Origin of the sequence: Bacillus sp. FSL W8-1127 (genome assembly GCF_038006725.1) — a bacterium.
GTDB lineage: Bacteria > Bacillota > Bacilli > Bacillales > DSM-4216 > Bacillus_O > Bacillus_O smithii.
In genome coordinates this window covers 363,854-376,972 of the sequence record NZ_JBBOVU010000001.1, presented here as the reverse complement: position 1 = coordinate 376,972, position 13,119 = coordinate 363,854, and the positions used below count along the sequence as shown (strand labels likewise).

At 38.7% G+C, this 13,119-nt stretch carries 12 protein-coding genes; 1 reads left to right on the top strand and 11 read right to left on the bottom strand.

The window, feature by feature from the left end; translation table 11 throughout:
- Positions 1-161: 161 nt before the first annotated feature.
- Complete coding sequence (gene adhP, locus NST12_RS01860; RefSeq protein ID WP_048622515.1) at positions 162-1,178, top strand: alcohol dehydrogenase AdhP; 1,017 nt, start codon at positions 162-164, stop codon at positions 1,176-1,178.
- A gap of 103 nt (positions 1,179-1,281) precedes the next feature.
- Here the strand turns inward: adhP and NST12_RS01855 are convergent, their stop codons facing one another.
- From NST12_RS01855 to NST12_RS01805, 11 genes are all read right to left on the bottom strand, one after another.
- Positions 1,282-2,478, bottom strand: a complete 1,197-nt coding sequence (locus NST12_RS01855; protein WP_341028042.1) for a trans-sulfuration enzyme family protein — start codon at positions 2,476-2,478, stop codon at positions 1,282-1,284.
- A 902-nt stretch (positions 2,479-3,380) separates the two neighbouring features.
- Positions 3,381-3,935, bottom strand: a complete 555-nt coding sequence (locus tag NST12_RS01850; protein ID WP_003353108.1) for a glycerol-3-phosphate responsive antiterminator — start codon at positions 3,933-3,935, stop codon at positions 3,381-3,383.
- 139 nt (positions 3,936-4,074) lie between these two features.
- Positions 4,075-4,794: an ABC transporter ATP-binding protein gene (locus NST12_RS01845; RefSeq protein ID WP_327798056.1), complete on the bottom strand. Its 720-nt coding sequence runs from the start codon at positions 4,792-4,794 to the stop codon at positions 4,075-4,077.
- Positions 4,794-5,606 carry an ABC transporter permease gene (locus NST12_RS01840; protein ID WP_048622511.1) on the bottom strand — a complete coding sequence of 271 codons (813 nt, stop codon included), beginning with the start codon at positions 5,604-5,606 and terminating at the stop codon, positions 4,794-4,796. The genes NST12_RS01845 and NST12_RS01840 overlap by 1 nt, the downstream gene beginning before the upstream one ends.
- A 160-nt stretch (positions 5,607-5,766) precedes the next feature.
- Positions 5,767-6,255 (bottom strand): nitrous oxide reductase accessory protein NosL, encoded by a 489-nt coding sequence (locus NST12_RS01835; protein ID WP_187118541.1) that lies wholly within the window; start codon positions 6,253-6,255, stop codon positions 5,767-5,769.
- Positions 6,246-7,526: a right-handed parallel beta-helix repeat-containing protein gene (locus NST12_RS01830; protein ID WP_341028038.1), complete on the bottom strand. Its 1,281-nt coding sequence runs from the start codon at positions 7,524-7,526 to the stop codon at positions 6,246-6,248. The genes NST12_RS01835 and NST12_RS01830 overlap by 10 nt, the downstream gene beginning before the upstream one ends.
- Positions 7,527-8,052: 526 nt before the next feature.
- The gene (locus NST12_RS01825) at positions 8,053-9,216 is read right to left on the bottom strand and encodes an IS256 family transposase (RefSeq protein WP_048623008.1); all 1,164 of its coding nucleotides are present in this window, start codon (positions 9,214-9,216) and stop codon (positions 8,053-8,055) included.
- A gap of 136 nt (positions 9,217-9,352) precedes the next feature.
- On the bottom strand, positions 9,353-10,213 hold the full coding sequence (locus NST12_RS01820) for an acetamidase/formamidase family protein (RefSeq protein ID WP_341030465.1): 861 nt from the start codon (positions 10,211-10,213) through the stop codon (positions 9,353-9,355).
- Between the two features lie 144 nt (positions 10,214-10,357).
- Complete coding sequence (locus tag NST12_RS01815) at positions 10,358-11,593, bottom strand: purine-cytosine permease family protein (protein ID WP_341028037.1); 1,236 nt, start codon at positions 11,591-11,593, stop codon at positions 10,358-10,360.
- Positions 11,594-12,103: 510 nt separating this feature from the next.
- On the bottom strand, positions 12,104-12,451 hold the full coding sequence (locus NST12_RS01810; RefSeq protein WP_341028036.1) for a S8 family serine peptidase: 348 nt from the start codon (positions 12,449-12,451) through the stop codon (positions 12,104-12,106).
- An 81-nt stretch (positions 12,452-12,532) separates the two neighbouring features.
- The gene (locus NST12_RS01805; RefSeq protein ID WP_244878030.1) at positions 12,533-13,081 is read right to left on the bottom strand and encodes a hypothetical protein; all 549 of its coding nucleotides are present in this window, start codon (positions 13,079-13,081) and stop codon (positions 12,533-12,535) included.
- Positions 13,082-13,119 lie beyond the last annotated feature (38 nt).

Below are 13,119 nucleotides of genomic sequence, written 5' to 3'. Positions count from 1 at the left end.
TGTGAAATATTTCACATTATTTCAAAGTGTAGCCGGCATTATTTGAACTAAAAAAATGGAAACTGCTTAGCACTGCTTTTTAACAAAGGTAGAATTCTACTAATCACGGAAAACTCGAATGCAACGTCCATTTCGAAAGATTTTCTAAAAGGAGTGGGAGTATGAAAGCGGCAGTAGTAAAACAATTTAAGGAAAGGTTAGAAGTGCAAGACGTTCCTAAGCCAAAGCCAGGTTTCAATGAAATATTAGTCCATATCCAAGCATGCGGCGTATGCCATATAGATTTGCACGCCGCTCATGGAGATTGGCCGGTGAAACCAAAGCTGCCTCTCATTCCAGGGCATGAGGGTGTCGGAATAGTAGAAGAAGTAGGAGAAGGTGTTACTCACTTAAAAGTCGGTGACCGAGTGGGTATTCCTTGGCTTTATTCAGCGTGCGGGCATTGTGAATATTGTTTGTCAGGACGCGAAACTCTTTGCTTAAACCAAGAAAATGCAGGGTATTCAGTAGACGGCGGCTATGCAGAATATTGTGTCGCAGCTGCCGATTATGTAGTAAAGATTCCTGACAATTTAGGATTTGTAGAAGCCGCTCCTATATTTTGTGCAGGAGTGACTACCTATAAAGCATTGAAAGTATCCGATGTCAAACCAGGTGAATGGGTAGCCATCTTTGGCATCGGCGGATTAGGTCATCTTGCGGTCCAATATGCTAAAGCTATGGGAATGAATGTAGTGGCCATTGATATGCATGATGAAAAATTAGAACTTGCCTTAAAACTAGGTGCTGATAAAGTGGTCAATGCAGCAAAAGAGGATGCAGCAGCGTGGATCCATAAAGAAATTGGCGGTGTGCATGGTGTTGTTAGTACGGCTGTTGCGAAAAAAGCATTCGATCAAGCTTATCGTTCGATTCGACGCGGAGGCACTTGCGTCATGGTGGGACTGCCACCAGAATCAATAGATGTCCCCATTTTCGATACAGTCTTAAATGGAACCAAAGTTGTCGGTTCTATTGTTGGGACGCGTAAGGATTTGCAAGAAGCTCTGCAATTTGCCGCAGAAGGAAAAGTAAAAACGATCATTGAAACCCGTACGCTAGAGGAAATCAATGATATTTTTGATGACATGTTAAAGGGCAAAATTAATGGACGCATTGTGATTGATATGACAAAATAACACAAAGGAATTTCATATTTTATGAAAGGGAAAGGTCTCCTTAGTTGTCTAAGGGGATCTTTCCTATTCATTCTGCCTCTTTTTGCACCTCGTGAATCGACTTTTATATCGCCTGCAAAGCTTGCAAAATATCCGCTTTCAAGTCATCGATATGCTCAATGCCAACCGAAAAGCGTACGAAATTAGATGGGATCCCGGCAGTCCGCATTTGCTCCTCGTTCATCACGCCTTCCCACATCGCAGCTGTATGTACAACCAGTGAATCGACCCCACCGAGGCTGACTGCGTTAAGCGACAGTTTTAAAGCAGAAACGAAGCGCTGAGTTTCTTCATAACCGCCTTTGACTGCAAAAGCGATCATTCCGCCGAAACCGCGCATCTGGCGTTTCGCCAATTGATGCTGCGGATGGCTGGCAAGACCGGGATAATACACCCGTTCAATCTGCGGCTGCTTCTCCAGAAATTCGGCCAAGGCGAGGGCATTGGCGTTGATGCGTTCAACTCTCATCGGAAGTGTACGCAAACCGCGTAACAGCAGCCATGCGTCCATTGGCGAGAGCACAGAACCGATTGAGATATGCGTGTGCCAAATACGTTCAGCTAATTCTTCGCTTGTGCAAATGACGCCGGCGGTCAAATCATGGTGTCCGCCCAAATATTTTGTTGCGCTGTGGATAACCACGTCGACACCCAGATCATGGGGCCGCTGGTTAATCGGCGATGCAAATGTGTTATCAGCCACGACGATAATGCCCAGTGGACGGGCCAACTCTACTACTGCGGTAATATCGGTTAACACCAACGTCGGATTGGCCGGAGTTTCAATCATAATAAGCTTTGTATTAGGGCGAATGGCTTTTTCAAAAGCTGCCACATCAGATTGCTCCACAACCGTCACTTCGACACCAAACCGCGGCAGCATCTCATCCATAATTTTGGCAGTGCTCATATAATGGCGTGTCTGTGCAACCACATGGTCGCCTGCACTGACAAGCGCTAGAAGCGTCGTAGCAATCGCTCCCATCCCAGAACCTGTTACAAGTGCGGTTTCTGTACCTTCGAGCTCAGCTATCACTTTCTTTACACGCTCATGCAATGGATTGCCGTAACGCGTGTAATATTGCGGATGGCGCGGCGTACCCGCCATATCAGCAAATTCGGAGGCATTATCTGCACGAAAAGTAGCAGAGTAATAAATAGCCGGAGCTACCGTCCGATCATTGGTCACCCAGTCGTCAGCATGTACGGCCAAAGTTTCATTTTGAAGTTCCTCGAGATTGTGATCTTTACGTTTATTCATACTCCCCCTCCTCTTTATTTTTCTTAATAACATTCCGGGAATTATCCTTAAATTAAGAATATAATAAATAATATAAAAATTATACTATTAATTACTCAACTTTCAAAGTTCGTGTATTCGTTAACGGGTTGGAAATCGAGAATAAAAATGATTTTGTTCATTGGCAAAGCGAAAGAAATAAAAAAAGCCCGTTTTTTCGAAAAATGAAGCTCATATTCTTGAATAGAGGCTCATTCATGAAAATAACGGCTCATATTTCTGCACGAATGCTCATAACCTTCCTTTTTTTCATGCTTTGGAGCGGAAAACCCTCATCCAAAACGAGAAACAGTTCCTTTTCCGTGATCATTGATCGATCACCAAATCGCTTCAACAGAATTAAGAGAGATGAACCATGAAGAAGCTAGTACGCAATGGAATCAATAGATAACGAGAGGCGATTCTCGATTTAACGTGTCCGTTTCTTGACATAATACCTATACGCTCTTTAAAGCATGGCATGGACAATGAACAGATAAAAACAAAATTCATTAAATGCTTTACTATTTCAATAGAAGAGTAGGAAATGGATTAAAAAGCAGCCTAAAACCTGAATTAAAGAAGGTCCAGACTGCTTTCTTTTTTTCGACCCTTAAATTTTTTAGGATATGCACTTGTTAAGTGCTTAAAAGAACGGACATCATTCAAGGTTGCTTGCTTATACGAAACTTTTTTACGTCATTTTCATAAATTTAATATTGCCGCTAGATAAGGCTAGATTGAGATGTCGGAAATAAATAGGAAAAATAAATCCGATACCGCTAATTGACTTCGTCTTCACCAGGAAACACTAATTCCAAAGGAATTTGTGTATGTCCTCCGGTAAGGCGTTCGGGCAATCCGATCGGCATTTTTCAGCCGCCCTAAATAAATTGTTTCCATAAATCCACATTGGAAGTCGTAATCGCACAAGCCCCTGCTGCTAAAGCCTGTTCCACCTCTTCCGCGGATTCGATCAGCCCACCGGCAAATATTGGCTTTTTTGTTTTTACATGCAGTTCCTTTATAATTTTCGGCACCACACCGGGAAGCACTTCTATGTAATCCGGATTGGTTTTTTCAACTAATTTAACGCTTCTCTCAAGAGCGCTGGAATCGATGATAAAAGCGCGTTGTGTCGCGAAAATCCCTTTTTGCTTTGCTTTCAAAATGACGCTGCCTTTTGTGGAGATGATCCCGTAAGGCTTGGCGTACTGGACGATAAATTCCGTCGCATTTTCATCGCTCGTTAAACCATGTATCAAATCAATATGTAAAAACATCTTTTTGTCGTATCGGCGTGCATACTCATACACGCTTTTTACCATTCCAAGATGAAGGTCAAGAAATACCCCATATTGATACGGCATCTCCAGCATTTTTTCAAAATCCTTCATGGAACGAATCGCCGGTAAAATTTTTTGCCCATGAAATCCCATGCTAAAGCCTCCTACATCCCCTAATTCCAAATTATTCTTTTCTGACTCATTTTAACATCACCATTTAGAATATAGAAGAGCTCAAAATCACAGGAAACGCATTTTTTCATAGATGGAAATTTGTTTTTCAAAAAATTTTTCAGCTAACCGTATTAGGGCCGCCTTTCATTTCCCGATACATCGTAAGAAGTTTGAACGTAAATTCTTGAACGTTATCATGAGGATTTTCCAATTCTTTTACTACCTTACCGCTTTCCAGAAAGATAATCCGATCTCCTAATTCGGCCGCCACATCCATCATATGCGTAGAAAAAATAATAATCGTTCCTTGTTCTTTCAGCTTTTTCATAATTTGAACAAATTGGTTAATCCAATATGGATCCAAACCGTTTGTCGGTTCATCCAACAAGATCACTTTCGCCTCGGGCAACAGCGCTTGGCCAAATAATAGACGTTGCCTCATCCCTTTTGATAATTGATTGACTTTCACGTTCTTCTTTTCCAGCAGCCCGACAATCGATAACACTTCGTCTATTCTGTTTGTTGGAATTTTTCGGAGAGAACCGTAAAATGAGAGAAATTCTTTCACTTTCAAGTGGCCTTGTGCAAAAAAATCATCCGGCATATAAGAGATTTGAGACAAATATTCCTTCCGGTTTTTTTCCAAAGATAATTCATTGAATGAAACGGTGCCGCTGGAAGGAATAGAGATTCCAGACAACATATCAATCAGTGTGCTTTTTCCCGCACCGTTGCCGCCACAAAGTACAACGCAATCTCCACTATCGGCTTCAAAAGACATAGGAGCCAATGCGACATGATGTTTATATTTTTTCGATATGTTTTGGACAACAAACATTATTTTCTTCTCCTCATCGTTAGATTGGTATCAGAAACTACTATACTGATAAACAAAACCACTACAGTGTAATAGAAAAGCACCGCCCATGACAGCCAATGTTCGTAGAAGGACACAAGCGAGTCATATGCTTGGCCGAAAATAGAACCTCCATTTAGCTGAATCACAAAAATGAATCGAATGAGTTCAGCCGGATTCACAAAAAGAAGGCTTTTTAGAACGAGACCAATCATCTGATAAGGGATGTGGTTTAACACACTAATCAAAGCTGTAGGCCACAGCATGATAAGGAAAAACCAGACAAAAACCGAAATTGACAATGCCTGCCATCGCGTTGAAGTAAAAGAGCCTATGACGATCCCCATCAGGAGGAAAAAAAATATAAGACCCACGGCAAAAAAATAGAGCGCAAGCATCCATTTCATGGAAAAGGGTATTCCGCAAATCAATCCAATCATCAAACTTATCCCATAACTTAAGGTAAAAATCAGCAACTGCGAAGTAAATTGGCCCGCCACTTTTCCAATGACATAAGAAATACTGGAAAGCGGATAGGTGGATAATAAGCGAAATTGGCCATTTTCCATTTCGTTTGCGATCGAGAACGACCCGTTAATCAGCATAAACAACGGAATGATATAGAGAAGAAGGTTCATGATCGTTCCGGTTATATTGGTATATCCGCTAAAAGCAGGGGACGTCCCTTGAAGCAAAAATAAAAACCCGAGAATCACCACCCACAAAATCACAAAAGAATAATACGTTCGCTGTCTGAACGATAACATAAGTTCTGAGCGCCAAATGTTCCGCATGATTCTCACTCCCCTCAGGTGAACATAATCTTTCTTCTTACATACAAATAGTGTAAAAGACAACCTTTCGATTGTCTTTTACACTAAAGCCCGTTTTTATTAATGATGAAACCCGTTAAGAAGCCTTTGGCAGGCATGGCCATTTTCGTCATACGTATGATCACATATTGCCTTTCATCTTTTTCATCATATCTTTATTCTTTACCCATTTATGAGAATTCAGGTCATCATAGGATAAGACTGTTCCGTTATTTTTCTTTGCAAAGGATTGGGCATCGTTTTTATTTTTAAAAGCAACGACATTGTAAGACATAGGAGTTTTCAAGGATTTTGCATAAACATAGGTAGCCTTTTCAGCTTCGAGCCACTTCTTCGTATTGAAATCACGAACGAATTTCGCCTGGATCTTTTGATCTTTATTTTCGCTTATCCATTTATACATACAGCCAAGATCATCAAATTTCATCGTCTTATTATTGGCTAGCACAGCCTCTGTTGCATACTGGTTGTCCATAATACCCATATGACAATATTCGCAAGTATCCGTTTTTGGATTAATGGCCACCGGTTCGGCTTTTTTCCCGCAGCCGCTTATGATCAAAAACAAACCTAATAACGCTATCGCATACCATACTTTTTTCATATTGATTTCCTCCCTAATGTAATAAGTGAAAAACTAATCGTTATCATCGCAATGCTAACGATCCATACCCCTATAGGAGAGGTGGAAGTATTTTTGCTTTCGTTCAGTTGGGCTGTCATTAAAGGCGCATGATCTGATAAAACCAATTGATCCGGGCTTTTCAGCATCTTTTGCAAAAGGATCATTCCGGGCGATTGAAAAAAAATCTGATATTCAGGAACTTCCTCAGTTAAGGATAGAAAAAAAGGATCTGCTTTATACGGAATCATACTGACACCGGAATTTCGAATATCCAGCTTCCAAGCACCATCCCAATAGTTTTTATTAACATCATTTTCTTTACTGTTCACTGCTTGAATATCATTCACATTTCCTACAAATGTATTCTTCGTCACAGTATTAGAATGGGCTTTATAAAATTGAATACCAATAAAATTGGATAATGCCGTATTTTGAAATACTTGGTTGTATTCCGATTTTTCCACTTTCATGCCGATTCTATTATGAGAAAAGTCGTTATGAGCCACTTTCGTAAAAGTGGTGTCAAACAATTGCAAGCCGTAGGAATTCACATTTTGCGCATTGTAAGAAAACGTATTGTTTTCAATAGTACTTTTCGCCGTCTCCATGATCATAGCCCCAATATAGTTTTTCTCTGATTTGTTTTCTTTTATGGTTAAGTTTTTGGAAAACATCAAATGAAAACCGTATCGGGAATTCTCCAATGTATTTCTCAGGAAACGGTTATGATCGCTGTTTTCAATATAAATGGCATCCAGCATACGGGATATAAACGAATCTTGAATGATATTTTCGGAAGATTTCGAAACAATGATCCCGTTTTCCTTGCCACTGCCTTTTATGGTGACGCGGGCAATTTTGGAGCGGTGGACATTTTCCATATCGATTCCTAACGACTTCGTATGGACCGTCACTCCTTCTATGAGATGACCGTTCCCCTTTACAGAGATGGCAGGAATTTTGGGGTCCTTTGACAGCTGTTGAACGGTTAACTGTTTCAACTGAATGGAGTTTCCTTTTAAAGCAATGGTCGGACGTTTACCGTTCGATTGAATGACCGTGTTCTTTTGGCCTACAAGGGTAATAGGCTTTGAAATCGTAATAGGTCCTTTGTACGTCTTTCCCTTCAGTTGAATCACATCACCCGGCTTAGCCTGCTGAATCATGGATTGCAAATTTTGTTCCGCATGAACTTTCGAATTCGGAAACAAAAAGCACAACAAAAGGAAAAAAACAACATAAATTCTTGTTTTCATTTCACCATACCCTTAACTTTTCTTATTGACAATTTTATTATACCAACCAAGAATTCAAGAAATTGCAACGGTTGTGGAAATTTTGTGAACATAGGTGCAAAGTAATCGTTAATATGTTATTTTGCCCAAATGGGAACCTTACTATACAAGCCCACAAAAGAGCTCCCATTGTTTGCTGTCCCAATTTTTTCATTAAAAAATGCAGTTCTTCCTTGGGGAAAACCGCATTTTTATTCACAATTATTGAATTAATCATGATAGAACATCCCGACTGTAATTGAATTGCTAGGGCTTTTATTTTACATATTTGTTTGTAAAACTTAAGATAAATCATACATCCTATAGGACTTTATAGCCGCCCAATGTATGGTACCGTCAAGAATTTTGTGTAAGAGAGTATTCTCAGATACGTTTTTTTAATCTTGGAGGAGGTGTTTAGTTGTCTTATATGAGACTGAATATTCAGTCTCATATAAGACAACTTAGTCTCCCTAGACTCTGTTCTTCATGAACAAAATTTGGTCTTTCAGTATCTTTCTTCAAACATATCTTGAAGTGCCTTGTATGCCGTAGAAAACCCTTTAAGTTTTCTAGTGGACCATTTTTCATTCAAGTCCTGTACCGTTAAGAACGTGATTTTTTCTGCTGCTTCAATACTGGTTAAGCTGTTCATCGTTTTGAGTCGTTTACGTATATCTTTAATCGTTCGTTCAATCGCATTGGTCGTGTAGATGACACTACGAATACTGGTCGGATATTTCATGAATGTTAGGAGGACATCTAAATCTTGTTCCCAAGATTGGACTTCTCTAGGATACTTTTTAGACCACTTGTCTTTAAACTCATGAAAGGCTTGAATGGCTGCGTCTCTTGTCATCGAACGATAGATCAGCTTTAGGTCTTCAGCCACTTCAAATTGGTCTTTTTTCCTTACCTTGTTTAACGTATTTCTTACTTTGTGGACCACACATCGTTGAACATCGGCTTTCGGATAGACGGCTTTAAAGGCTTCTTCAAGACCTGGGAGTCCATCAAAAACACCAAGTAAGACTTCATGAGCACCGCGTGTATAAAGGTCTTGGAGAATCTCTTGCCAGCCATGCGCGCTTTCTTGACCTCCAACGTAAAAGCCAAGAATTTCACGATAACCTTCTTCATTGACACCAAGAACAACGTAAATGACTTCTTTGGCATACGTATCACGACGAACTTTTATATAAAACCCATCAAGATACAACACAGAATACCGTTTGTTTAATGGACGTTGTTGCCATTTTTGAATATCCTCCAACGCGGCATCTGTAATATGACTAATCGTGGTAGGAGAGTAGGTTGAACCAAGAATTCTTTCGATAAACTTCCCAATTTCTCGAGTGCTCATCCCACTTTGATACATTTTAATAATCGCCTGTTCCAGCCAGCCGTCTTGACGTTGATAAGGCTCAAACAGTTGAGTCTGGAAATCCCCGTTGCGATCTCTTGGAACCGTAAGAGCTTCTATTTTCCCGTACTTTGTATCAAGAGTACGGTGATAATAACCATTTCTTGAGTTTTGAACGTGTTCCTGTTCCACTTGGAGGAAATTTTTGATTTCTTCTCTCATGATGAATTCAAGCTTTTCTTGAACAAAATCTTTTATCATATTTTCCAGTTGATTTGCGAAATCTGAGTTGAGTATACTATTACTCATAAGGTAGGGTATCTCCTTTCAGTTTTGTTTGGTCGCAAATCTGAGAATACCCTGCCTTTTTCTTTTTTTCTAGTAGAAAAATTTGCTTACACAAAATAATTTACATCATCCAATGTATTCACTGATGAAATTTTCATTATTTGCTTATCAAATACTCTTTAGGACACTTAGCAACTAATGAATAAAAAGTATCTACCATATTTCCAACGTGGAGTTTTCCTACCTGTGTTAACAACTGATAGGCTTCAAGAGGATCAAATCCATAATCCTCTTGCATCCACATGATCAATTCCTTATAAGCTATTCTTGCCGCATCTTCCATCGGGCGAGCGCTGCCTATGACCATAATCTCATCTTTCGATTCAACACGTGGCCAAGCGACTTTCTTCCCTTTGACTAATTCAATTCGAAAAGTCCCAACGGCAGTATGTTCTAAAGCTACCCCACAAAGTTCACCATCACCCTGATTTGCGTGCGCGTCTCCAACATAAAAATAAGCACCGTCTACATTTACCGGGAGCCAAATTTTATTCCCTACACAAACATCAGGGCAATCCATATTTCCTCCGTAATTGCCAGGTGCCAAAGAAGAAATTTGTTCATTTTCGGGGGCAGTTGCAATACTTCCGTAAAACGGTTTGTACGGAATGCCAATTTGCTCATTGTACCAAACTTTCCCGTTTCTTATTGGATAAACCCAAACCTTTTCTGGAAGTGGTTCATTCAAAAGAGCTGTCATATCCGTTCCTGTCAATCCACCAAAATCTTTAATCAATGCACTAACAGCAAAGTCTCGGGCAGGCTGGATATCAATGATTTCAACGATAATAGAATCTCCCTTTTCTGCCCCTTTTACATAAATAGGTCCGGTCATTGGGTTTAAATTAGGAATATCTTTTAATTTTTCACTAGGCAAATCCGATGTTTTTGTTATTCTACTTTCAAAAGCATCATCAGTATAGACTTTGAAAATTTCCCCAGGTGCAATTTCTACAATGGGCGTAGAATAAGGACCAATAGAATAGTTATAAGAACTGGTTTGTTTGATTTCCTGAATTTTTTTATATTTTTCATATTTATACTCCTCGTTTGTTTATCAAATTAACAAATAATATGAATTTTCAGTAAAAATATAATATAATTATTTAGTTACCGAACGTTTAACAAGTTCCTTTCTGTGATGTGGTTCCTCATAAAAATAAGGAGGAATCCATGTTGTTTTCATATCAGTAGGAAATTGACTAAAATAATAGCGGCCCTTTGTTGCCCTTGTAATGAAAATATGTAAAATCGGCCCAATAATCATTGATAAGAAGGAGGCATAATAAATTGGGTACAACTCAAATACCCCCATTGCCCCAATGACAACCGCAATCAACAAAGATACAATCCCCGAGGGATTCCAAGAACGAAGATATTCACGGCGATATTCCACGAAATCAGACGGAACAAGATTCAACCATTTCCTACAAATGTAATAGTCTGCTAAGATTATAAATACCCATGTATTTGTCAGTATTCCTGTTATAGCCAAAAATGTACTTGTATATTGGGGTACATTGAACGCATAGAATATGACTCCCAGCAGCCAAACTAAAAGCATCCACCATTGTCGTCCCGGACGAAAGTTTAATGCCATATCCATCGTATTCGATAATGCAAGTGAACCTGAATAAAGATTCATTACATTGATTCGAATTTGAGTAATTACGGCGAATACCATTCCCATAAAGCCCATTATAAATGGAAATGTAAATCCTGGATCTGAAGCCAAAGAGGCAGCGTTTGCTTTTCCGAGATGAGGAATTAATGTATAGGCTAGCATAGTTCCAAACAACATTACAAGAATAGCCGGAACTAGCATTCCAATCATGATTATTGCAGTTCCTTTATAAGTGATGGTAGGTTTAGCAAAACGTCCATAATCCGTTGCCATCAGTCCTTGGAAAGCAACTTGGCCATTCGCCATGTTCATGACTGTCCAAATAGAGGCAGCCGTTATTTCATCTTTTGGCATCCAAGATTTTGGACCGATAATAGAATAGTTTACCGATAATTCATAGAGACCAAATAGGAAAAGGATCAAAAAAATCGGAACGCCCCATGTTTGCAGAAATTGCATGGAAGTCATTCCTTTCCAAGCAAACCATATCGTGATCAAACCGATGATAGCAAAGATTGTGATACCGGCAGGGGAATTGATTTCAATTCCCGCATAATTTGCAATAGCATGCGAAACTATAGTTCCTTCAAATAAGAAATAGAAAATATAGTTTACGGCGTAAATCAATGACGTAACGGCAGAACCCATGTATCCAAAGCCTAGACCTCTAGTAAGCAAGCTTAGTGATAACCCCTCTTTACTTGCGATTTTCATCGTACAAGAGCCTATTATCGTTGTCCCGATGAGCATGTACAAAATAGGTCATATAACCATCGGCCATCCTACCTGATAACTTAAATTCGCACCGAAACTAAAAAAAACATGGCCGTTGAATTTCCTAAAAGTACTAGGATTATGGCTGGTATCGGCCAACGATATCGACTCGGTCACGACCAACAGCATAATCTTCAACCGCTTCAGCTTTGGTGATATTTTCCGGACCTTGAAACCATTCTTTAAATTTGCTCAACTTAATCCCCCTTTTTTACATTAGATGAAATAACTCTCTCCTCCTTTTTGTAATTGTGTTTACTATGATGATTGGTTCAGATCAACTACTTGCTATTTTCATTATACTGAATATTGTTACATTCAACAACAATATATGTTATATTTTATTACATAAAATTATAAACACCTTTAAATTCACCATATAATTTTATTGGACAAAGATTTGTCAAAACATTTATGTTATATTATCTATCGTAATGTATCGATAGGCTTCTAAGTTCCTTTTTCTAGGATATTAATTTCTTTTATTATCTGTCCTTTTAAGTCTTCGTGGTTTTTATTTACTCCACTATCTAAAATGGCTACTTTAACTCCCGTTCCATTATTACCAACATTTGAGTTTATTACTTTGTTATATCCCCAAGTTTGTATTTGATTATAATTTTTTTCTTTTAATATATCTAAGTCTGTAGTTTTCTTTGTTGTATCTTTTAATAGTTTAGTATTACTTTCTATTTCCTTTTGTTTATGCATATTTTGGATATAAAAAATGGATACTACTAAAACTAATAGTGAAGTATATACTAATATGTACTTTTTTCCTTTAATCAGGATAATCACCTCTTTAATTTTAATGGAAAATCAAATAATATAAAAAATAATGGCTCAAAAATTAACTTGAGCCATCGGGAACCCTGAACCCTATACTAACCATAAAATGATTTCTGCTAAAGATTCAGCAGTTTTGCCAGGTACTCCGGCAGCTTGTAGAGCTTTAACTAAAGCACCTTTTGTAGCGCTGTTTAGTCTTTCTGTTGCATAAGCAATTTGTCTAGCATAGTGATCAACTAATCTTGCTTTTGATGGAGAAAGTGGTTTAATTGCATATTTTAAAGATTTGCCGCCTACTCTACAAATCCAACCAAATGCTTTAATAGCTTTCAAGGAAGCACCAACAACACCAGAAGCATGTACAGCATCTTCTTGATCTTTTCCAATATAGCTTTTAAATTCTTTTGTAGTAGAAGCATATTGTATAAAGTCTCTAGTATCTTCAACACTAGTTGGTTGCCCTTCAGCGTATATGTAGTCTAAAAGTGACTTCGGCGTTGTTGTATTTTGGTTGCTGTTCACAACAGGAGTATTATCATATTCTTCCGCGAATGTCGCTGTTACGGGTGCTAGACCTGTTATTAGAATTGATAAAGAGGTTGTTAAAACAATTCCTTTAAAAAAACGATTACTTTCCATATAATTCCCTTCCTTTCAAAAATATGGTATTATCACAT